This is a genomic window from Castellaniella defragrans, from assembly GCF_014203015.1.
Classification (GTDB): domain Bacteria; phylum Pseudomonadota; class Gammaproteobacteria; order Burkholderiales; family Burkholderiaceae_B; genus Castellaniella; species Castellaniella defragrans.
Map to the genome: position 1 here is coordinate 1 of NZ_JACHIB010000026.1, position 20,856 is coordinate 20,856.

Consider the following 20,856-nt stretch of genomic DNA (forward strand, 5'->3'; position numbering starts at 1 on the left):
GACCAAGAGCGCCGAGGCCATCCTCGCGAAAGTCGCGCGTGCAAGAGCGGCCACAGCTGGGTATAAATAATCGTATTAATAAAACACCACACTAGTCCGACAGAGCGGAAGCCGAAAAGACGCTCCATCCTCAAAATGCACTCTCCCGCCCCGCACAGCCGGCCCGGCATCAGCGATAGCGCGACACCCGCCGTTCCAGCCATCTCAGGAACAGGCCGGGAACGACGGCGAGAATCACGATGAACATGATCTGCCCGGTGATCCGGGCGACACGCGCATTGGCGATATTGCTCACCAGTTCATGGCCCAGCCCGCTCGCCGCCGACACCATGCCCGCCAGGATCAGGCCGATCATCGTCAAGCCCAGTGCGATGCGCGCACCGCTGGCCAGCGTCGGGATCAGGGCCGGGATGATGATCTTCGTCAGCTTCGTATGCCACGGCAAGGTCAGCGCATCCGCGAGCCTGAGCAGGTTCCTGTCGATGCCGGCAGTCGCGCCCATGACCAGCAGCGCCATCGGCGGCAAGGCATGGGCAATGGCAAAAACCACACGGACCTGTTCGCCGATTCCCAGGAAGAGGATGAAGACCGGATACAGCGTCACGAGCGGCACGCAATAGCAGGCGAACATCGGCGCGGCGAAGACGCGCGACCAGAAGGCGGACAGGCCCAGGCCAAAACCGATCAGCGCACCCGCCGCCACCGAGATGATCCAGCTCAACAGCAGCAGCCTGACCGTCGTGAGGATGCTTTCGCGGTAGGCCTCGCGCCCCAGGTCCAGCATCAGGCCGCGAATCGCCTCCAGCGGACCGGGAAACACCACGTTGTCGACGAGCGCGGCAATGACGGCCCAGATCAGGAGCACGACGGCCGGCAATGCAAGCACCACGATCGTCTCGTCGAGCACCCGCGCCAGGGGAGCGCATGCGGCGCTGCCGGCACATGCCACCGTCCCCGGCTCCTTTCCAATCCCCGCAAAAGGCATTTTCTTCACGGTCAGACCCTCTTGCCGCGTCCGCGCAAGAGCAGACCGAACAGGAAATTCACGCCCAGGGCGAAGAACAGCACGATGACGATTCCCGCGTACATGTCATTCACCGAGAAATGGTCGTAGGCATAGGAAATGAAATAGCCCAGGCCGTACGTGGACAGGATGAATTCGCTCGCCATGACCCCGATGATGCTGAACGACAGCGCCAGCCTGAGCCCCACGACGATCTGGTTGACGATCGACGGCATGAGTATCTTCAGCACGTGATCCAGGGTCGAGAGCTGGAGGGACCGGGCCAGCTTGATCGTGATCCGCGGGATGGAATCGAGCCCGTCGAGCGTCGACGTGATGACCGACACGATGCCCAGCAACGCGCCCAGCAGAATCACCGGAACCAGGCCTATGCCAGCGACCACCACGAGCAGCGGATACAGGGCGAAGGTCGGTATGGCGTAATAGATCGACAGCCAGGGATCGAATATCCCGCGTATGGGTGCGAAGCGCCACAGGATCAGGCCGATGATGATTCCCCCCACGGCTGCGAGCGCGAATGCGAGCAGGATGGCCAGGAGACTGGGCCCCAGATAGCGATACCAGAACGTCGGCTCCACGAGCAGCTGCGAGGCCCGCGCCAGGATCGCGCTCAGCGGCGGCAGGGTGAACGAATCGACCAGGCCGGACCGCGGTCCGGCTTCGAGAAACACCAGGATGATCGCCACGCCGGCACACGTCCACCCTCCCGGAGCAAGCCCCAGGCGCCGTTCTGGATGCCGCTGCAAGACGGACGCGCGCATCACAGCACGGCCCCCTGCCTGGACAGGGCCTCCTCGGCCTCCGAACGCAACAGGCTCCAGACCTCCTCGATCAGGCGGGCAGCCTCTTTCATGCCCAGGACCGATGGATTCCTTTCCTGCGGCAGATCGACCGCCGCATCGAGGATGATGCGGCCGGGCCGCGCGCTCATGACCAGAATGCGGTCGGACAGCAGGACCGCCTCCTGGATGCTGTGCGTCACGAAAATGACGGTGGCCCCGACCTGGCGCACCATTTTCAAGAGTTCGAGCCCCAGCACCACGCGGGTCTGCTCGTCCAGCGCCCCGAAGGGCTCGTCCGCCAGGACGAGGTCGGGAGCGGTGCTCAGGACACGGGCGATGGCGGTACGCTGGCGCATGCCGCCGGACAACTGATGGGGATAGTGCCCGCCGAATTCCGCAAGGCCGACACGTCGCAGGACGTCGGCGGCGACCGCCAGCCGTTCGGCCTTCGGCACCTTCCGGACTTCGAGGGCGAAAGCGGCATTTTCGAGCACCGTGCGCCATGGCAGCAGGGCGGCCTCCTGGAAAATGATGCCCGTATCCTTGCGCGGCGCGGTCAGAAGCTGCCGTTCGACCAGCACCTTGCCGTCGTGCGCCCTGTTCAGGCCCGCCACGATATCCAGCAGAGTGGATTTGCCGCAGCCGCTGGGCCCCACCAGCGTGGTGAAACTGCCGGGCATGAATCGGGTGGAGGTCCCATCCAGCGCCACCACCTCCCCATAAACCTGCCCGACCTCTTGCAATTCAACCAGGACACCCATATATGGCCCGCCTTGATATGAAGTGAATATGCAATCGAACCTGAATGCATTCAGTCGGGCATCCGGCCCTTGTGCCCCTCCGGCAGATAGGCGTCCGTCAGCAGGTCTTTCCAGTTCACCCGTTCGATGTTGTCCGTATAGCGCAGGCCCTCCTCGACCACGGCCAGCGACTTCGGATTGAACGCCAGCGAAAGCACGTCGAGATCGATGAATTTCTGAATCAGTTCCTTGCCGATTTCCGGGTCCACATTGACGCTGGCCGCATACATCTCGCCCGCCTCCGCCGGATTGGCCTTGATCCAGTCTATTGCGGACTGAAGCGCGCGCAGCAGGCCCCGGGCCACTTCGGGATTCTTTTCCGCATAATTGCGGCTGCTGACGATCATCGTCAATTCATAATACGGCACGAACTCGTTGGCGCGGACGACGACCCGCAGGTCCTTCGCGTGCTCCTTTTCCGTGAGTGGCGGAAAGAACGTGATATCGACGTCCCCGCTTTGCAGCAGCGCGATCCCCGCCCCCACGCCGCCGGTGGCGACCCGCTTCGTGGTTTTCATGTCGAGGCCGGCATACTTCGGCACCAGGAAGCTCATCGCCTCGGTGACGGAGCCCGCGTTCGTGAATCCCCAGGTCTTGCCTTCGAGGTCCTTGACGCTCTTGATCGGGGAATCCTTCAGCACGCCCCAGCCGATCTCGAACGGCACCTGCGTGGCACCGGCGATGATCTTGATCGGAGCGCCCTTCATGTGCGCGTTGACCAGGGAGGACGTGGCCACCTGCCCGAAAGGCAGGTTCCCCGCAATCACGTTATGCAGCGTGGCGCCGCCGCCTTCCGCCGGCAGCACCTTGTCGAGCACGATCCCTTCGCGTTCAAAAAAACCCCTGGTCTGCGCCACCTTCCAGGGCATTCCGTTGATGTCGGTCGCCTGCGCCACCGATACCGTGATGTGCGCGAGGTCCTTGGCGACGCTCACGGACGGCGAGATCATCGCAAACGCCCATGCGAACACGCCGGCACCCGCATATAGCGCACGCCTCCAGTTCCGTTCCATATCAAAGCCTCCTCCGGCATCGAATGCCTGATTTTGAATGCCTGATTCATGTATCGTGGAATCGCATCGTGACGGATCAATGAAAATCCGCCCAAGACGATCCCGATATTTATTTTTCACAGGACCTGGCAATACCGGATTAAATAACCCGCATGCCGGTCCAGGTTTTATATCATGGCAATCAAACAAGGGGCCAATACGTTTTGATTTAGGCTTCCCATATATTATTCTTATGGGACGACGCCTTCTTCCGGCCCCGGCCCGGGCCCCGGGGCGCAGGCCCGTGGATTCAGATCCGTTCGAGCACCACGGCGATCCCCTGGCCCACGCCGATGCACATGGTGGCGAGCGCGTAGCGGCCGCCGGTCGCATGCAGGCGATTGACCGCCGTCGCCACCAGGCGCGCGCCGCTCGCGCCCAGGGGATGACCCAGGGCGATGGCGCCGCCCCAGGCGTTCACGCGCGCATCGTCGTCGGCCAGGCCCAGCAGCCGCAGCACCGCCAGGCCCTGCGCGGCGAAGGCTTCGTTGAGTTCGATCACGTCGAGCCGGTCCAGGCTCAGGCCCGTCTGGGCGAGCACCTTCCGGGTGGCCGGCGCCGGGCCGATCCCCATCACCCGCGGCGCCACCCCGGCCACCGCCATGCCCACGACGCGCGCCCGCGGCCGCAGTCCGAAACGCGCCGCGCAGGCCTCGTTCGCCAGCAGCAGCGCGCAGGCGCCGTCGTTCACGCCGCTGGCGTTGCCGGCCGTGACGGTGCCATCGGGGCGCACCACGCCCTTGAGCCGGGCGAGCGCCTCCAGGCTGGTGGAGCGGGGATGCTCGTCCCTGTCCACGGCGAGCGGCTCGCCCTTTTTCTGCGGCACCAGGACCGGCGTGATTTCCCGGCCGAGATGCCCGGCCGCCTGGGCGGCCTGCGCCCGTTCCTGGCTGGCCAGGGCCATGCGGTCCTGGGCCTCGCGTCCGATCCCGTATTCGGCGGCCACGTTCTCCGCCGTCTCGGGCATGGAATCGACCCCGTACCGCGCCCGCATCAGCGGATTGACGAAGCGCCAGCCGATCGTCGTGTCGTGGACGGCGTTGTCGCGCGAGAAGGCGCCGGCGGCCTTGGGCATCACGAACGGCGCGCGGCTCATGCTCTCGACGCCGCCGGCGATCATCACCCCCGCCTCGCCGGCCTTGATGGCGCGGGCGGCGGTGCCCACCGCGTCCATGCCGGAGCCGCACAGGCGGTTGAGGGTGGCCCCGGGCACGGAAACCGGCAGGTCCGCCAGCAGCGCGGCCATGCGCGCGACGTTGCGGTTGTCCTCGCCCGCCTGATTGGCGCAGCCGAGCAGCACGTCGGACAGCGCCTCCCAGTCCACTCCCGGGTTGCGCGCCACCAGGGCGCGCAGCGGCACCGCCGCGAGATCGTCGGTGCGCACGGTGGACAGCGCGCCGCCATAGCGCCCGAAGGGGGTGCGCACGGCGTCGCAGATCAGGGCCTGCTCGTTCGTAGCCATCAGGAAACTCCCGGGAATCCGCCAGTGGAAGGAGGCGAGGTCCGCGCGGGTCCGGTCGCGCACGGATCCCGGGCGGGCGCCGCGCCCCCACGCCTCTCCCATCGGCTGGACCGATGGGTGGATCGATTGTGAAGTATTCCATGTCACTGGACAATCGGAAATAATGTGAACATTCTGTCAAGGATATTTGTTCAATGGAATCCATCAACGCGCAATCCCTGATCCTGCTGGTGGACATCGTGGACGCCGGCAACCTGAGCAAGGCCGCGCGCAAGCTCAAGATGAGCCGCGCCAACATCAGCTACCACCTCAACCAGTTCGAGCAGGCGCTGGGCCTGCAGCTGCTGCGGCGCACGACGCGCCGCATCGAGCCCACGGAAGTCGGCCTCAGCCTGTACCGCCACGGTCGCGTGATCCGCGACGAACTGCTGGCCGCGCGCGAATCGGTCGATTCGCTGGGCCGCGGCCTGCACGGCTCGGTGCGCCTGAGCCTGCCCACCGGCTTCGGGCACCTGGTCGTATCGGACTGGATGATCGAATTCAAGCGCAGCTACCCGGACATCGCCCTGGACGTCGTCTTCGACAACAGCATCCGCGACCTGCTGGGCGAGGAAATCGACATCTCCGTCCGGGTCATGTCCGAACCGCCGCCGCAGATGGTCGCGCACGAACTCTGCCAGGTGCGCTACGTCCTCTGCGCATCGGCCCGATACGCCCAGGAACACGGCATGCCCGAGCGCCTGGAGGACCTGCCCGGGGTTCCCCTGATCACCTCCACCGTCGAGGGGCGCGAGCTGCGCCTGGCGGCCTACCGGGACGGCGAACGGCAGGAAATCCTGCTCAAGCCCACGCTGGCCTCCGAAAATTTCCAGTTCCTGCGGGAAGCCATCCTCTCCGGGCTGGGCATCGGTCTGGTGCCCGACTATCTGGTGAACGAGGCCGTGGCCGACGGGCGGGCGGTCCTCGCCTTCGACGCATGGCGCCTGAGCGTGTTCGGCTCGCGCATGTTCCTGCTGCGCATGCCCGGCCGCTACCAGACGCTGGCCGCCCGCACCCTGATCGACTTCCTGATTCAGCGCGTACGCGCCTGGGCCCGGCCGTAGCCGCCGCGCGGCCGCGGCAGGGACGCGCCGGCCCGCGCGTCCGGCCGCCCCGCTCCCTGGCAGCCATCCGCCCTCAGGGCCCACGGACCCGCGGGTCTACGAGTCCACGGGTCTACGGGTCTACGGGTCTACGGGTTAGTCCCGATCCCGATTCGTTGGGGTACTGAGTAAAATAGTTGGCGTACTGAGTATTTTCCCGTGCTTCCTCGTTTCCGTCATTCTTCCCCTTCCCCCTCATTCCCATTCATGGAGATCCGATCCATGCAGTATTACCTGAACGGATACCGCTTCGGCGATCCGGAAGCCCAGCCCCCCGCCCCCGGCTTCGAGCACCCGCCCGCCGGCCTGCCCGACACCGTGGACGTGCTGATCGTCGGCACCGGCCCGGCCGGCCTGGTGCTGGCGGCGCAGCTCTCCACCCATGCCGGCTTCACCACGCGCATCGTCGAACGGCGCGCCGGCCCGCTCGAACTGGGCCACGCGGACGGCGTCGCCTGCCGCACGGTGGAAATGTTCGAGGCGTTCGGGCTGTCCTCGCGCCTGACCCGCGAAGCCTGCTGGATCAACGAGACGGTCTTCTGGCGCCCCGACGAAACGGACCGCACGCGCATCACGCGCACCGGCCGCGTGGACGACGCCGCCGGCGAGCTGTCGGAAATGCCGCACGTCATCGTCAACCAGGCGCGCCTGCAGCAGCATCTGCTGGGATACATGGAAAAATCGCCGACCCGGCTGACGCCCGACTACGGCCTGGAAGTCGTCGGCGTCCAGGTGGCGGATTCGGGCGACCATCCGGTCGCCGTGACGCTGCGGCCCGCCGGCGGGGGCGCCGAGCGCACGGTCCACGCGAAATACGTCGTCGGCACCGATGGCGCGCGCAGCGCCGTGCGCGCCTCGATCGGCCGCGAACTGCGCGGGGACGTCGCCAACCACGCCTGGGGCGTGATGGACATCCTCGCTGTCACGGACTTTCCCGACATCCGCATCAAGGCGGCGATCCAGTCCGCCCGCGAAGGCAACATCCTGCTGATCCCGCGCGAAGGCGGCTACCTGGTGCGCCTGTACGTGGACCTGGGCGTGGTCGATCCCGCCCGCCGCGACGAGATCCGCCGCACGCCGCCCGAGCAGCTCATCGCCGTCGCGCAAAAGGTGCTGCATCCGTATACGCTGGACGTCAAAGACATCGCCTGGGCCTCGGTATACGAGGTCGGCCAGCGCGTGACAGACAAATTCGACGACGTGCCCGAGGACCAGGCCGCCGCCCGCACGCCGCGCGTCTTCATCGCCGGCGACGCCTGCCACACGCACAGCGCCAAGGCCGGCCAGGGCATGAACGTCTCCATGCAGGACACCTTCAACCTGGGCTGGAAACTGGCCGCGGTGCTGGAGGGCCGGTCCGCGCCCACGCTGCTGCACACCTATTCGGCCGAGCGCCAGCCGGTCGCCAAGGAACTGATCGACTTCGACAAGGAATGGTCGGCGATCATGGGCTCGCCGCCGAAGGACCCGCTGCACCCCGAGCGCGGCGGCGTGGACCCGGCCGAGCTGCAGGACTACTTCGTCCGGTCGGGCCGCTACACGGCGGGCCTGGCGACGCACTACCCCGCCGGACCGCTGATCGGCACGGCGGAGCACCAGGCCCTGGCCCGGGGCTTCACGATCGGCACGCGCTTCCATTCGGCGCCGGTGGTCCGGATCGCCGATGGCAGGCCGCTGCACCTGGGCCACGTGCACCGCGCCGACGGCGCATGGCGGCTTTATGCTTTCGCCGACACCACGGCCGAGCGCCTGCACGCCCTGCTCGGCTGGCTGGCGGAATCGCCCGCCTCGCCCATCCGGCGCTTCACGCCCGCCCAGGCCGATCCGGACAGCGTGATCGACGTGCGCGCGATCTACCAGCAGGGGCACCGCGCGGCCGAGGTCGATGCGCTGCCGCCGGTGCTGCTGCCGCGCAAGGGCCGCTTCGGCCTGATCGACTACGAGAAGGCGTTCAGCCCCGATCTCGACAGGGACGTGGACATCTTCGACCTGCGCGGTATCGACCGCACCCGGGGCGCCCTCGTCGTCGTGCGGCCGGACCAGTATGTCAGCCACGTGCTGCCGCTGGACGGCCACGATGCGCTCGCCGCCTTCTTCGCCCGCTTCATGCTGGAACCCGGCCAGTGACCGGCCTCGACGCCGTCCTGCCGCACACCGGCTCGCTGATCCGGCGCGCCCAGCAGCGTCACGCGGCCGAATGGGCGCGGCTCGTGTCGCCCACGATCACCAGCGTGCAGTACGCGGCGCTGGCGATCCTGGCCGACAGGCCGGGCGCCAGCCAGCGCGAACTGGGCGACGCGCTGGAAGTGGACCGCTCGACGATCGCCGACCTCGCCGCCCGGCTGGAGCGCCACGGCCTGGTCGCGCGCGCGCAGGACAAGGCGGACCGGCGCCGCTACGTGCTGGCGCTCACCTCGGCCGGCCTGGACGAATTGCAACGGCTGCGGCCGCGCGCCGACCTCGTCGAGCAGGCGATGACCCGGTCCCTGACGGCGGCGGAGGTCGCCGAACTGCGCCGCCTGCTGCACGGCCTGCTGGACGCCTAGCGGCGGCGGGCCTGCGGCGCCAGCGCGGCGCACGTTTCCACGAGAAAATCCAGCAGCGCCCGCACCCGGGGCGACAGCAGGCGCCGGCCCGGATAGATGGCGGTCAGCCGCGCGCTCGCCTGGCTCAGGCGGACGTGCGGCAGCACCTCGACGAGCCGGCCCTCGGCGAGCGGCTCGATGCAGTACTGACGGGGCAGCATCGACAGGCCGCCGCCGGCCATGACCACGCGCCGCACCGCCAGGGGATCGTTGACCCGCGTGATGCCCCTGGACAGGTCCAGGTGCGCCGGCTCGCCACGCACCTCGACCGGCACGCGCCGCACGGCATAGCGCGCCTCGCAGATCTGGATCTGCGCGCGCACGGCGTCCAGCGTCTCGCCGGGCCGGTGCCCGGCCAGCCATGCGGGGCTGGCCACCCAGATCAGGTCCCCCTCGATCAGCGTGCGGGAAACGAGCTCGCTGTCCTCCAGCGGCCCCACCACCACGGCCAGATCGACGCGCTCGCGCACCAGGGCCGAACCCTGGCTGGTGACCACGATCTCCAGCTCCAGGCCGGGATGGCGGGCGCGGAACTCGGGCAGGCGCGGCGCCAGCACCTCCAGGCTGAACGCCGGCGGCAGCGCCACCGAGACCCGCCCCGTGGGCGCCGAGGCCAGGCCCGCCATCAGGTCGTCGGCCTCCCGCGCCTGTTCGAGGATCAGCAGCGCCTGGCGGTGGAAGGCCGCGCCTTCGGCGGTCACGCGCAGGCTGCGCGACGAGCGGTCGATCAGGCGCAGGCCGAGCGCCCGCTCCAGCCGCGTCAGGGTGGCGCTCACCGTGGATTTCGGCATGCCGAGCTCGCGCGCGGCGGCCGAGATCCCGTCCTGGCCGACGATGGCCACGAACACCGGCAGATCGTCCAGATTCCATTTCATGAGTCCCATTATCGTCCATGAATCGGAACGAATCGTACGGTCAGACGGGATTGTTCAAAAAACATCACATTCCTAACATATTCACTTTCAACGGCCTTTCCTCAGGAGACAGACATGGCTCGCATCGTCGGCGGCATCGGCGCCTCGCATTCCCCCACCATCGGCTACGCCAAGGACACCGGCAAGCAGGACAGCCCGGCCTGGAAGCCCATCTTCGAGGGCTTCGACCGCATCCGCGGCTGGATCAAGGACAAGGAGATCGACGTGCTGTTCATGATCTACAACGACCACGTCACCTCCTTCTTCTTCGACCACTACTCGGCCTTCGCCCTGGGCATCGACGACCTCTACGTCGCCGCGGACGAAGGCGGCGGCCCCCGCGAAGTGGCGCCCGCGCGCGGCCACCTGGGCCTGTCGCAGCACATCGCCCTGTCGCTGATGGCCGACGAGTTCGACATGTCGATCTTCCAGGGCAAGCCGGTGGACCATGGCGTGCTGTCGCCGCTGTCCATGCTCGGCGACGAGCGCGGCCCCTGGACCGGCCAGGTGGTGCCGCTGCAGGTGGGGGTGCTGCAGTTCCCCATCCCCAGCGCGAAGCGCATGTGGAAGCTCGGCAAGACCCTGCGCAAGGCCATCGAAAGCTATCCCGAGGACCTCAACGTCGCCATCATGGCCACCGGCGGCCTGTCCCACCAGGTGCACGGCGAGCGCGCCGGCTTCATCGACGAGGCCTGGGACAACGAATTCCTCGACCTGCTGGAAAAGACGCCGGAAAATCTGGTCCGGATGCGCATCGCGGAATTCGCGGCCAAGGGCGGCATGGAAGGCGCCGAGGTCGTCATGTGGCTGATCATGCGCGGGGCGCTGTCCGACCAGGTGCGGCTGGTGCACCGCCAGACCTACGCCCCGTCGGTCACCAACATCGCCACGCTGATCCTGGAGGACCTGGGCGGCGCGCCCGATCCGGCCGCCGTCGAGGCCTACCGCACGCACATCGTCCACGAGCTCGAAGGCGCCGGCGAGATCCCCGGCTCCTACCCCTTCACCCACGCGCGCAGCCAGGCCAACCTGCGCATCAACAGCTTCCTGCACGACCTCGTCAAGCCCGCGCACCGCGCGCGCTTCGTCACCGACTTCGAGGCCCTGGCGAACGAACACGGCCTGACCGTCGAGGAAAAGGACCTGATCCGCAACCGGAAATGGATCGAGATGGTGCGGCGGGGCGTGAGCTTCTTCGTGCTGGAGAAGATGGCCGCGGTGCTGGGCGTCTCCAACCCCGAGGTCTACGCGGCCTTCCGCGGCGAATCGCTGGAGCAGTTCCTGGCGACGCGCAAGGTGCCGATGACGTACTCGGTCGCGGGCGGCGACAAGGTGCGGGAAATGGACAAGGCCTGAGTCCGGGGGCGCGGGCCTGCGCGGTCAGCCATGCAAGCCGGTGAATTTCCGGATTCGGAATGTTATAACATCCCTATTGTTATGTTATAACATCTCTCTTCCGATCAATCCGCGAGAAAACCCCATGTCCGCCCTCATCTCCACACCCCTGTCCACACGGAAAAAGCTGGCCGCTCTGGCGGGCATCGCAATGCTTGCATGCCTCGGCCCCGCCCGGGCCGGCGCCGCGGAACTCCGGGTCGTCTCGACGTTCTCGATCCTCAGCGATCTCGCGAAGAACGTCGGCGGCGACAGGATCGCCCTGACCACGCTCGTGGGCCCGAATGGCGACGCGCACACCTACGAGCCCAGGCCGGCCGACCTGAAGGCCCTCGGCGCGGCCGACGTGATCCTGGCCAACGGCCTGCAGCTCGAAGGATTCCTGCCCGGCCTGATGCAGGCCAGCGGCGCCCGGGCCCCCGTGGCGGCGCTGACCGACGGGATCACGCCGCGGCTCAACGGAGAAGAAGACCACGACCACGACGGCCAGGACGAGGACCATGACCATGGCGATGTCCATGGCGCCGGACATGGCGGCGGACAGGGGCATGAACAGGCCCACGAACACGAGCAGGCGCATGAGCAGGCGCACGAGCACGAACACGAGCACGGGCATCATCACCACGGCAAGTACGATCCCCATGCCTGGCAAACCGTGCCCAACGCCCGGATCTACGTGAGCAACATCGCCAGGGCGTTCTGCGCGGCCGACCGGCAGGGATGCCCGGCCTACGAGGCCAATGCCCGCGCGTACGACGGGAAGCTCGCCGCCCTGCAGGCCGAACTCGAGGCCGCCATCGCCGGGATCCCGGCCGACCGGCGCACGATCATCACCCCGCACGACGCATTCGCCTATTTCGGCCAGGCCTACGGCTTCAAGTTCGAGGCGCCCCAGGGCATGAGCACCGATTCGGAAGCGTCCGCCTCCGGCGTGGCCGCGCTGGTCCGGCAGGTCAGGGAGGAAAAGGCGGCGGCGCTGTTCCTGGAAAACATCAGCAATCCGCGCCTGGTCGAGCAGATCTCGAAGGAAACCGGCGTCAAGGTCGGCGGCAAGCTGTATTCCGACGCGCTCTCGGGGCCTGACGGTCCGGCGGCCACGTACATCGACATGATGCGCCACAACGTCCGGACGATCCGCGACGCCGTCCTCGCCTCCCGATAGCGGGCGATGGGCACGGCCGCGCAGGCGATGCGCAAGGCCGCGGCCTCTCCTTTCCCGGACGCCGCGGCCTTGCACGCACCGCTGCTCCTGTGCGCGCGGCCGGTCCGGCAAGCCGCCGGCATCGGCCCCCCGCCCGGGTATCATGGCCGAGTGTGAAAGGATGAGCCCCGGAGGACCATGCCGACCCGATTCCTCGCCGGACGCCGGCGGCCGTCCCTCGCCGGCCTGTTCGGCGCCGCCTGCCTCTGCCTCGCGCTGCGCCCCGCCCCGGCGCAGGCCCATCCGCATGCGTGGATCGACGTGCGCAGCACGGTCGTGCTCTCGCCCGGCGGCGCGTTCACCGCGATCCGGGAACAATGGCTCTTCGACGAGCTGTACAGCGCGGCCGTCATGGACGGCATGGCCGGCGACAGCCCCTCGGGCAAGGCCTCGGCGCAGGACTTCGCCGCCATGGCCATCGAGAACCTCGGGCCCTACGACTATTTCACGAAAATCTCGGCCGGCGGGCACGCGGTCCGTCTCGGGCAGGCGACCGAATTCACCGGCGCGATGCAGGGCGGGAAGCTGCTGCTCTCCTTCACGGCGCCGCTGGCCGAGCCCGTGGATCCGGCGGCCCGGCCGGTATCCTATGCCATCTACGACCCGAGCTACTTCATCCGGATGATGCACCGCCCCGAGCAGCCGCCCGCGATCGAAGGCGCAGCCGGGCGGGCGTGCCGCCTGCGCGTCGTCCCGCCGGATCCGTCGCCGGAAGACGTCGCCCGCGCCTATGCGCTGGACCGCGGCGCACAGGCCGAAGAAGACCTGGGAGACCTGTTCGCCGAGCGGGTCCACATTCAATGCGAATGAAGGGCGCCCGGCTGCCCGGCGCCCTGGCGGCCGCGGGCCTGGCGTTCGGGCTGGCCTTCCTCCTCTGGACGCTGCTCGGCGAGCAGGCCTGGTGGGGCCGGACGCTGGCCTGGATCATGGACACGCAGGCCGGGCTGCACCGGCGGCTGGCGCAGGCGATGCGCCTGGTCGGCGAGGAAGGCTGGATCGCCGCCCTGCCGCTGATCGGCCTGAGCTTCCTGTACGGCGTCTTCCATGCGGCGGGCCCGGGGCACGGCAAGGCCGTGATGACGGCCTACCTGGGCACCCATCGCGTGCGGCCGGCGCGCGGCCTGCTGCTGGCCACGGCGGCCGCCCTGATGCAGGGCGCGGTCGCCGTGCTGCTGGTGGAAGTCGTCGCGGACCTGCTGGGCTACTCGATGCGCCACACCCAGCGCGCGGGCACGCATCTGGAAAACCTCAGTTTCGCGCTGGTGGCCCTGCTGGGGGCGATGCTCGCCCTCCAGGGCGCGGCGGCCCTGTACCGGCGGTGGCGCGGGCCGCGTCCGGACGCCCCGCCGCGGGGCGTGTTCACGCAAGGCGCCGGGATGCGGGCCTATTGCGCGGACTGCGGCGCGCTGCACGACCTGGCCGGCGCCCACCTCGACGGGACGCGCGGCTGGCGCGCCAGCCTGCCGGTCGTCGCGGCCATCGGGATCAGGCCCTGCTCCGGCGCCATCCTCGTGCTGCTGGTGGCCTATTCCATCGACCTGCGCTGGGCGGGCATCGCGGCCGTCATGGCCATGTCCGCCGGCACCGCGGCCACGGTCGGCGCCCTGGCGATCGGCGCGGTGTCGCTGCGCGGCGGACTGATGGGCCTGCTGGGCCGGGGCCGCGGCGCGAGTCGCCGCATGCGCGCCGCTTTCGAGGTCCTGGGCCTGCTGGGTGGGCTGTGCATCTTCCTCATGGGGGTCGGACTGCTGCAGCAAGGCCTGCGCACGCCCGCCCATCCCCTGCTTTGAGCGGGCGGATCCAGGAGTGGCCCCCCCACGCATCCGGCATGCCCCGCACACGCCACAATCCGCGCTTCATGGCACCCCCGCGCCCGTCTTGCAATCCCCGTCCGCCCGCATAAAATGGATCTCAATGGGTTGTCGCCATGGGGTTCAGCATGAGGATCCTGGAAACGATTCAATCACAGGTGGATGCGATGGGCCTGCCGCTCTACGCGGTGACCCTCAGCGCGGTCGCCAAGCCGGACGCGCCGCCGGTCCTGATCCTGCACTGGCACGGATTCAGGCGCCGCACAGCCGTCCAGGTGCCGGGGATCGAGATCCCGTCGCGGCCGGTGCCGGGTTCGGCGATGCAGATCGACGTGCGCTGGGGCCGGGTCGAGGTGCTGGACGAAGCCATGCTGGAGGCCGCCTGGCGCCTGGGCGCCTGGGACCTGGAACGCAGCAACCACCGCCCCTGGTGGCGGCTGAACGCCCCGGTCAGCGAAACCATGGCCTGCCACCGCGCCTTCGGGTCCTATCCGGGCGAGCCCGACGGGCGCGTCGCCATCGTGGACGCGCCCGACCTGGACACCCTGCTCGAACTCGCCGCCATGAAGGGATACGTGCGCTGGCTCTTCCGGCCGCGCGCGGGCGGCGTCTGGGGCGAGCTGGACGAGGACGACGCCACGCTGCGCGACGGCCGCTCGCGCGAGGATTCCTGTCCGGTCGCGCCCATGCCCTACGACCGCCATCGCAGCGGCCGCGACGTCTACCGCCTGGGCCGGGGCGGCCGCCTGCTCCACGGCTAGACCGGCCCGCCGGGGCGTTGTCGCACTTTGTTGCAATATCGCCCTTGAATCCCCCTTGCCCGGCCACTATCTGAAGCAACGCAGCATTCCGGCTGCCTGGAACGGCGCGGCCCGCGGACCGCTCTGCGCAGGCCCCGCGTCCCTTCCTGATTCCTTTCTGGTGATCTGCAACAAGGAGATTGATCATGAAGATTCGTCCCCTTCACGACCGGATCGTCGTCAAGCGAATCGAACAGGAACGCACGACGGCATCCGGCATCGTGATTCCCGACTCCGCCAAGGAAAAGCCCGAGCAGGGCGAAGTCATGGCCGTGGGCAACGGCAAGCGGCTGGAGGACGGCACCCTCCGCGCCCTGGACCTCGAAGTCGGCGACCGCGTCCTGTTCGGCAAGTACGCCGGCCAGGCCGTCAAGGTCGATGGACAGGAATACCTGGTCCTGCGCGAGGACGAGGTGCTGGCGGTCGTCGAGGCCGAGCCCCGGGCCGCCAAGAAAGCCGCCTGAACTTTTTTCACGGATTCCAGGAGTATCGAGATGAGCGCGAAAGAAGTGCTTTTCCATGACAGCGCCCGCGAGCGCGTGGTCAAGGGCGTGAACATTCTGGCCAACGCCGTGCGCGTGACGCTGGGCCCCAAGGGACGCAATGTGCTGCTCGAACGCAGCTTCGGCGCCCCGGTCATCACCAAGGACGGCGTGTCGGTCGCCAAGGAAATCGAACTGGAGGACAAGTTCGAGAACATCGGCGCGCAGGTCGTCAAGCAGGTCGCCTCCAAGACCGCCGACGTGGCGGGGGACGGCACCACCACCGCGACGGTCCTCGCCCAGGCCATCGTGCAGGGCGGCCTGAAGTACGTGGCGGCGGGCATCAACCCGATGGACCTGAAGCGCGGCATCGACCAGGCCGTGGGCACCGTGGTCGGCGAGCTCAAGTCCCTGTCCAAGCCGATCTCCACCAGCAAGGAGATCTCGCAGGTGGCGGCCCTGTCGGCCAATTCCGACCCGTCCGTCGGCAAGATCATCGCCGACGCCATGGACAAGGTCGGCAAGGAAGGCGTGATCACGGTCGAGGACGGCAAGTCGCTGGACAACGAGCTCGAAGTGGTCGAGGGCATGCAGTTCGACCGCGGCTACCTCAGTCCCTATTTCATCACCGACCCCGAGAAGCAGGTGGCGGTCCTGGAAGACCCGCTGGTGCTGCTGCACGACAAGAAGATCTCCAGCATCCGCGACCTGCTGCCGGTGCTGGAAGCCGCCGCCAAGGCCGGCAAGCCGCTGCTGATCGTGGCCGAGGACGTCGAGGGCGACGCGCTCGCCACCCTGGTGGTCAACACGATGCGCGGCGTGCTGAAGGTGGCCGCCGTCAAGGCGCCGGGCTTCGGCGACCGCCGCAAGGCCATGCTGGAGGACATCGCCATCCTCACCGGCGCGACGCTGATTTCCGAGGAAACCGGCAAGCAGCTCGACAAAGCCGGGCTGGCCGACCTGGGCGGCGCCAAGCGCATCGAGGTGCACAAGGAAAACACGATCATCGTGGGCGGCGCCGGCAAGCAGGATCGCATCGACGGCCGCATCAAGGCCATCCAGGCGCAGATCGAGCAGGCCACCAGCGACTATGACCGCGAGAAGCTGCAGGAGCGCGTGGCCAAGCTGTCGGGCGGCGTGGCGGTGATCAAGGTCGGCGCCGCGACCGAGGTCGAGATGAAGGAAAAGAAGGACCGCGTCGACGATGCGCTGCACGCGACCCGCGCGGCCGTCGAGGAAGGCATCGTGCCCGGCGGCGGCGTGGCGCTGCTGCGCGCCGGCAAGGCGCTCGCCCGGCTCAAGGGGGCCAACAGCGACCAGGACGCGGGCATCCAGCTCGTGGCCCGGGCGATCGAAGAGCCCCTGCGCGCCATCGCGGCCAATGCGGGCGACGAGCCCTCGGTCGTGATCGCCAAGGTGGCGGCCGCGGAAGGAAACTTCGGCTACGACGCGGCCAGCGGCCAGTACGGCGACCTGGTCGAGCTCGGCGTCGTGGATCCCACCAAGGTGACCCGCACCGCCCTGCAGAACGCCGCCTCGATCGCCAGCCTCATCCTGACCACCGAGGCCTGCGTGGGCGAACTGCCCAGGAAGGACAAAGTCCCCGCCGCCGCGGGCGGCGGCATGGACTTCTGATCCGGCCGGCCGCTTCGCGCCGGACGCCCGGCGGGCCTCCGCCCGCCGCGCGCGACGGCCCTGGTCATGGCGGGCCGCGCCTTCGGGCGCGGCCCGTCGTATAATGCCCCCCGCAGTCCCCATGGGTTCCCTCACCCCATCCATCAAAAAGGCCCACATGACATCCCCATCCGTTCCGCAATCGCGGACCTCGTTCCATCTCGCCCTGCTGGTCGCGTTCCACATCCTGGTCATCATCGCCAGCAACTACCTGGTGCAGCTGCCCATCAAGCTGTTCGGCTTCCACAGCACCTGGGGCGCCTTCAGCTTTCCCTTCATCTTCCTGGCCACCGACCTGACCGTGCGCCTGATCGGCAAGGCCGAGGCGCGGCGGGTGATCCTGCGCGCCATGGTGCCGGCGCTGATCGTCTCCTACGTCGTGTCGGTGATGTTCCACGAAGGCCGCTTCAACGGCCTCGCCGCACTGGGCGAATTCAACACCTTCGTGTTCCGCATCGCCTTCGCCAGCTTCGCGGCCTACGTCCTGGGCCAGTTGCTGGACGTGCGCGTGTTCGACCGCATGCGGCGCGGCTACGTGCAATGGTGGGTGGCGCCGGCCGCGTCCGCCGTGCTCGGCCAGGCGCTCGACACCCTGGCCTTCTTCGGCATCGCCTTCTGGCGCAGCAGCAATCCCTTCATGGCCGCGCACTGGGGCGAGATCGCCGCCGTGGACTACGCCATCAAGCTGGCCGTCAGCCTGCTGCTGTTCGTGCCGATGTACGGCGTCGCCCTGAACGCGATCGTGCGCGCCATGAAGCGGCGCGACGCCGTGCCGGCCGCGGCATGAGCGCTCCGAACCGCCCCAGGCACGCATGCCCCCTCGGGGGGACGGCGCGCGGCGCCAAGGAGGCATCATGAATGCGGCCCGCAAGCCCCGCCGCGCCCTGGTCCTGTTTTCCGGCGGCCAGGACTCCACCACCTGCCTGGCCTGGGCGCTGGCGCGCCACGGCCACGTCGAGACCCTCGGCTTCGACTACGGCCAGCGCCACCGCGCCGAACTGGACTGCCGCATCGCGCTGCGCCACCGCCTGGTGCAACTGCGGCCCGAATGGGCGCCGCGCCTGGGCGAGGACCACCTGCTGAACGTGGACGTGCTGGGCCAGCTGGGCGCCTCGGCCATGACCGACGACATCGCCATCGCCCTGCAGGCCGACGGCCTGCCCAACACCTTCGTGCCGGGCCGCAACCTGCTGTTCTTCACCCTGGCCGCCGCGCTGGCCTACCGGCGCGGGCTGGACGTGCTGGTGGGCGGCATGTCGCAGACGGACTATTCCGGCTACCCCGACTGCCGCGACAACACGCTCAAGGCGCTGCAGGTGGCGCTGAGCCTGGGCATCGACCGCCCCCTGACGCTGGAAACCCCGCTGATGTGGCTGGACAAGGCCGACACCTGGGAACTGGCGCATCGGCTGGGCGGCGACGCCCTGGCCGAACTGGTGCGCACCGACACCCACACCTGCTACCTCAACCGCCGCGACACCCTGCACGCCTGGGGCTACGGCTGCGGCGAATGCCCCGCCTGCCTGCTGCGCGCGCAGGGGCACCGGGAATGGGCGGCGCGGCGGGCCGGCTGAAACGGCGTCCCTCCACGGCTGAAACGATGCCTCTCCGCGGCTGAAGCGGCGTCCCTCTGCGGCTGAAACGATGCCTCTCCACGCACGTCCGCCCTCCGTCCGACGCGGCCCCCTCCCGCTCGTCGAAAGCGAAGCCGCCGATGCCGTTATAAAGTGATGTATATTCCGATAGCCATCGAGCGCCGTCGGACGCCACCAGACGGATGCCCGGCCGCCGCGATGCGCCCCGATCGCCCACCCACCGGAACCGAAACCATGGACGAGACTCCCGTCTTTTTTGCCGCCGGCCCGTCCCAAGGCAAAAAGGCCCTCTTTGGGGGGCAGCAAGCGGCCGCAGGCTGCGCAGCGTGGGGGCCCTTTTTTGCCGCCGGGCCGTCCCAAGGCAAAAAGGCCCCCTTTGGGGGGCAGCAAGCGGCCGCAGGCTGCGCAGCGTGGGGGCCCTTTTTTGAAACCTCGATGCTGGACGCCTGGCTGGCGGAAGACATCGGCCTCTTCGACCTGACCAGCACGCTGCTGGAGATCGGCACGAAACCGGCCCGGATCGCGTGGGTGGCGCGCCAGGCCATGACCCTCGCCTGTACCGAGGAAGTCGCGCGCATGGTCGCCCTGCGGGGCGGCTGCGCGACGGATTGCCTGCCCAGCGGCCGGTGCGTGGAAGCCGGCACGGAAATCGTGGCGGCGCAGGGCGCGGCCCAGGCCCTGCTGGACTGCTGGAAGGTCGGCCAGAACCTGCTCGAATACGCCTGCGGCGTGGCGACGCGCACGCGCGCCATGGCGGACGCCGCGGCCCGGGTCAACCCCGACGTATGCATCCTGACCACCCGCAAGCACCCGCCCGGGCTGCGCCGCGTGGCGCAGAAGGCGGCGCTGGCCGGGGGCGCGTTCCCGCACCGGCTGGGCCTGTCCGAGACCGTGCTGGTCTTCCCCCAGCACCGCGCGCTGCTGCCGGGCGGCTGGAAGGACCTGCGCCAGATCCTCGCCCGGCGCCGCAGGCACCTGGTCGAAAAGAAGATCGTGATCGAGGCGAATTCCTACGAAGACGCCCGCGAAGCCGCCCGCTGCGGCGCCGACGTCGTGCAGTTCGACAAGGTCGAGCCCGAACGGCTGGCACAATGGTGTCCGTGCCTGCGTGCCGAATGGCCGCACCTGGGCCTGCTCGCCGCCGGGGGCATCCGCGCCGACAACGCGGCCGCCTACGCCGCCACCGGGGTGGATGCGCTGGTCACCAGCAGCCTCTACTTCGGTCCGCCGGCGGACATCGGCGTGCGGATCGAGCGTGGCCCGCCCTGCAAAACCACCACCGAAGGACGATCGCCATGACGACCTCGCTGCTCGAAGACCTCCTCCAGGAAACCCGTCAACGGCTGGGCGCCGGCCTGGATGCGCTGACGCTGGAGCGCGCCGTCGCCGGCATCTTCTTCACCGGGGTCGAACTGAGCAACGGCTGCTGCGGGCTCGCCGCCACGCCCATCAAGGAAATTCCCGCCGCCGTGTGCTGCTCCAGCTCGCTGGGCGCGCTGCCCTCCCCGGGCAAACTGCGGGGGCGCCCCGCCGCCGACGTGCTGGAAGACCTGGCTCCCGGGACGGGCCCCATGCGGCGCGCCATGGCGATCGCCACGCTGAACGCGCTCATCGAGACCCTCTGGCAGCGGGACGGCGCGCCCCGGGATGCCCAGGTCTCCGGCGGGGATGCCGCCCAGGCGCTGGCGCTCCGCCCCGGCGAACGCGTCGTGCTGGTGGGTGCGTTCGCCCCCTACATGCGCGCCTTCCGCAAGGAAGGGCGCCACTACCGCGTGCTGGAAATGGACCCGGCCACGCTGCGGGCCGACGAACTGCCGCATTACGCCCCCGCTTCCGCCGCGCCGCAGATCATCCCCTGGGCGGACGTGCTCATCAGCACCGCCACCACGCTGACCAACGACTCCCTGGACGCGCTGCTGAGCCATGCCAGCCCCGGCACGCGCATCGCCATCGTCGGCCCCACCGCGCCGCTGCTGCCCGGCCCCTACCGGGCGCGCGGAATCCAGGTGGTGGGCGGCACGCGGGCGCGCCAGGCCGGACCGCTGCTCGACCTGCTGGCCGAAGGCGCGTCGGGCTACCACCTGTTCGAGAAATCGGTGGACCGGGTCAACCTGGTCCTGGACTGAGGACGGCGGGG

General features: G+C 68.8%; 20 protein-coding genes. 14 read left to right on the plus strand and 6 right to left on the minus strand.

The annotated features are described in order from the left end of the window. Window positions 1–169: 169 nt before the first annotated feature. The 5 genes from HNR28_RS17295 to pcaF form a co-directional block, all read right to left on the minus strand. Complete coding sequence (locus HNR28_RS17295; protein WP_244978341.1) at window positions 170–985, minus strand: ABC transporter permease; 816 nt, start codon at window positions 983–985, stop codon at window positions 170–172. A gap of 11 nt (window positions 986–996) precedes the next feature. Next, the gene (locus HNR28_RS17300) at window positions 997–1,710 is read right to left on the minus strand and encodes an ABC transporter permease (RefSeq protein WP_170288458.1); all 714 of its coding nucleotides are present in this window, start codon (window positions 1,708–1,710) and stop codon (window positions 997–999) included. Between the two features lie 74 nt (window positions 1,711–1,784). Beyond that, entirely contained in the window at window positions 1,785–2,567 is a 783-nt protein-coding gene (locus HNR28_RS17305; protein WP_043681163.1) for an ABC transporter ATP-binding protein, read from the minus strand. Window positions 2,568–2,617: 50 nt separating this feature from the next. Next, window positions 2,618–3,619, minus strand: a complete 1,002-nt coding sequence (locus tag HNR28_RS17310) for an ABC transporter substrate-binding protein (RefSeq protein ID WP_158386235.1) — start codon at window positions 3,617–3,619, stop codon at window positions 2,618–2,620. A gap of 289 nt (window positions 3,620–3,908) precedes the next feature. Next, a complete protein-coding gene (gene pcaF / locus HNR28_RS17315; protein WP_043686058.1) occupies window positions 3,909–5,120 on the minus strand; it encodes a 3-oxoadipyl-CoA thiolase in 1,212 nt (403 codons plus the stop codon). A 203-nt stretch (window positions 5,121–5,323) separates the two neighbouring features. Here pcaF and HNR28_RS17320 point away from each other — a divergent pair, with 203 nt between their 5' ends. The 3 genes from HNR28_RS17320 to HNR28_RS17330 all read left to right on the plus strand — a co-directional run bounded on the left by HNR28_RS17320 (window position 5,324) and on the right by HNR28_RS17330 (window position 8,808). Then, window positions 5,324–6,223, plus strand: a complete 900-nt coding sequence (locus HNR28_RS17320; protein ID WP_043686056.1) for a LysR family transcriptional regulator — start codon at window positions 5,324–5,326, stop codon at window positions 6,221–6,223. Between the two features lie 261 nt (window positions 6,224–6,484). Further along, window positions 6,485–8,389 carry an FAD-binding monooxygenase gene (locus HNR28_RS17325; protein WP_043681158.1) on the plus strand — a complete coding sequence of 635 codons (1,905 nt, stop codon included), beginning with the start codon at window positions 6,485–6,487 and terminating at the stop codon, window positions 8,387–8,389. Beyond that, window positions 8,386–8,808, plus strand: coding sequence for a MarR family winged helix-turn-helix transcriptional regulator (locus tag HNR28_RS17330; protein ID WP_043681154.1), 423 nt, complete (start codon window positions 8,386–8,388; stop codon window positions 8,806–8,808). Before HNR28_RS17325 ends, HNR28_RS17330 begins: the two co-directional genes overlap by 4 nt. Here the strand turns inward: HNR28_RS17330 and HNR28_RS17335 are convergent. Beyond that, entirely contained in the window at window positions 8,805–9,722 is a 918-nt protein-coding gene (locus tag HNR28_RS17335; RefSeq protein ID WP_043681150.1) for a LysR family transcriptional regulator, read from the minus strand. The two genes, HNR28_RS17330 and HNR28_RS17335, sit on opposite strands and share 4 nt — an antisense overlap. Before the next feature lie 114 nt (window positions 9,723–9,836). Between HNR28_RS17335 and HNR28_RS17340 the strand changes: the two genes are divergently transcribed. From HNR28_RS17340 to HNR28_RS17390, 11 genes are all read left to right on the plus strand, one after another. Continuing rightward, complete coding sequence (locus tag HNR28_RS17340) at window positions 9,837–11,117, plus strand: gallate dioxygenase (protein WP_043681147.1); 1,281 nt, start codon at window positions 9,837–9,839, stop codon at window positions 11,115–11,117. 124 nt (window positions 11,118–11,241) lie between these two features. Continuing rightward, on the plus strand, window positions 11,242–12,318 hold the full coding sequence (locus HNR28_RS17345) for a metal ABC transporter solute-binding protein, Zn/Mn family (protein WP_151024569.1): 1,077 nt from the start codon (window positions 11,242–11,244) through the stop codon (window positions 12,316–12,318). 177 nt (window positions 12,319–12,495) lie between these two features. Continuing rightward, window positions 12,496–13,167 (plus strand): DUF1007 family protein, encoded by a 672-nt coding sequence (locus HNR28_RS17350; RefSeq protein ID WP_052355641.1) that lies wholly within the window; start codon window positions 12,496–12,498, stop codon window positions 13,165–13,167. After that, complete coding sequence (locus tag HNR28_RS17355; RefSeq protein WP_084330538.1) at window positions 13,158–14,147, plus strand: nickel/cobalt transporter; 990 nt, start codon at window positions 13,158–13,160, stop codon at window positions 14,145–14,147. Before HNR28_RS17350 ends, HNR28_RS17355 begins: the two co-directional genes overlap by 10 nt. A 149-nt stretch (window positions 14,148–14,296) precedes the next feature. Then, window positions 14,297–14,929, plus strand: a complete 633-nt coding sequence (locus HNR28_RS17360) for a diguanylate cyclase (protein ID WP_151024570.1) — start codon at window positions 14,297–14,299, stop codon at window positions 14,927–14,929. A gap of 185 nt (window positions 14,930–15,114) precedes the next feature. Further along, window positions 15,115–15,432, plus strand: coding sequence for a co-chaperone GroES (groES, locus tag HNR28_RS17365; RefSeq protein ID WP_043681137.1), 318 nt, complete (start codon window positions 15,115–15,117; stop codon window positions 15,430–15,432). A 30-nt stretch (window positions 15,433–15,462) separates the two neighbouring features. Further along, complete coding sequence (gene groL, locus HNR28_RS17370; RefSeq protein WP_151024571.1) at window positions 15,463–17,085, plus strand: chaperonin GroEL; 1,623 nt, start codon at window positions 15,463–15,465, stop codon at window positions 17,083–17,085. Window positions 17,086–17,242: 157 nt separating this feature from the next. After that, on the plus strand, window positions 17,243–17,911 hold the full coding sequence (locus HNR28_RS17375) for a 7-cyano-7-deazaguanine/7-aminomethyl-7-deazaguanine transporter (protein ID WP_151024572.1): 669 nt from the start codon (window positions 17,243–17,245) through the stop codon (window positions 17,909–17,911). Window positions 17,912–17,978: 67 nt separating this feature from the next. Further along, a complete protein-coding gene (gene queC, locus HNR28_RS17380) occupies window positions 17,979–18,698 on the plus strand; it encodes a 7-cyano-7-deazaguanine synthase QueC (protein WP_151024573.1) in 720 nt (239 codons plus the stop codon). 255 nt (window positions 18,699–18,953) lie between these two features. Then, a complete protein-coding gene (gene modD, locus HNR28_RS17385; protein WP_280528053.1) occupies window positions 18,954–20,018 on the plus strand; it encodes a ModD protein in 1,065 nt (354 codons plus the stop codon). After that, a complete protein-coding gene (locus HNR28_RS17390) occupies window positions 20,015–20,845 on the plus strand; it encodes a DUF364 domain-containing protein (protein ID WP_151024575.1) in 831 nt (276 codons plus the stop codon). The genes modD and HNR28_RS17390 overlap by 4 nt, the downstream gene beginning before the upstream one ends. Window positions 20,846–20,856 lie beyond the last annotated feature (11 nt).

Excerpts from the sequence above, each read along its gene's own strand:
- modD (WP_280528053.1), top strand. The coding sequence starts at position 18,954 with ATGGACGAGACTCCCGTCTTTTTTGCCGCCGGCCCGTCCCAAGGCAAA.
- HNR28_RS17335 (WP_043681150.1), bottom strand. The coding sequence starts at position 9,722 with ATGAAATGGAATCTGGACGATCTGCCGGTGTTCGTGGCCATCGTCGGC.
- queC (WP_151024573.1), top strand. The coding sequence starts at position 17,979 with ATGAATGCGGCCCGCAAGCCCCGCCGCGCCCTGGTCCTGTTTTCCGGC.
- groL (WP_151024571.1), top strand. The coding sequence starts at position 15,463 with ATGAGCGCGAAAGAAGTGCTTTTCCATGACAGCGCCCGCGAGCGCGTG.
- pcaF (WP_043686058.1), bottom strand. The coding sequence starts at position 5,120 with ATGGCTACGAACGAGCAGGCCCTGATCTGCGACGCCGTGCGCACCCCC.
- HNR28_RS17350 (WP_052355641.1), top strand. The coding sequence starts at position 12,496 with ATGCCGACCCGATTCCTCGCCGGACGCCGGCGGCCGTCCCTCGCCGGC.
- HNR28_RS17360 (WP_151024570.1), top strand. The coding sequence starts at position 14,297 with ATGAGGATCCTGGAAACGATTCAATCACAGGTGGATGCGATGGGCCTG.
- HNR28_RS17345 (WP_151024569.1), top strand. The coding sequence starts at position 11,242 with ATGTCCGCCCTCATCTCCACACCCCTGTCCACACGGAAAAAGCTGGCC.
- HNR28_RS17325 (WP_043681158.1), top strand. The coding sequence starts at position 6,485 with ATGCAGTATTACCTGAACGGATACCGCTTCGGCGATCCGGAAGCCCAG.
- HNR28_RS17390 (WP_151024575.1), top strand. The coding sequence starts at position 20,015 with ATGACGACCTCGCTGCTCGAAGACCTCCTCCAGGAAACCCGTCAACGG.
- HNR28_RS17310 (WP_158386235.1), bottom strand. The coding sequence starts at position 3,619 with ATGGAACGGAACTGGAGGCGTGCGCTATATGCGGGTGCCGGCGTGTTC.
- HNR28_RS17305 (WP_043681163.1), bottom strand. The coding sequence starts at position 2,567 with ATGGGTGTCCTGGTTGAATTGCAAGAGGTCGGGCAGGTTTATGGGGAG.
- HNR28_RS17355 (WP_084330538.1), top strand. The coding sequence starts at position 13,158 with ATGCGAATGAAGGGCGCCCGGCTGCCCGGCGCCCTGGCGGCCGCGGGC.
- HNR28_RS17375 (WP_151024572.1), top strand. The coding sequence starts at position 17,243 with ATGACATCCCCATCCGTTCCGCAATCGCGGACCTCGTTCCATCTCGCC.
- HNR28_RS17340 (WP_043681147.1), top strand. The coding sequence starts at position 9,837 with ATGGCTCGCATCGTCGGCGGCATCGGCGCCTCGCATTCCCCCACCATC.
- groES (WP_043681137.1), top strand. The coding sequence starts at position 15,115 with ATGAAGATTCGTCCCCTTCACGACCGGATCGTCGTCAAGCGAATCGAA.
- HNR28_RS17295 (WP_244978341.1), bottom strand. The coding sequence starts at position 985 with ATGCCTTTTGCGGGGATTGGAAAGGAGCCGGGGACGGTGGCATGTGCC.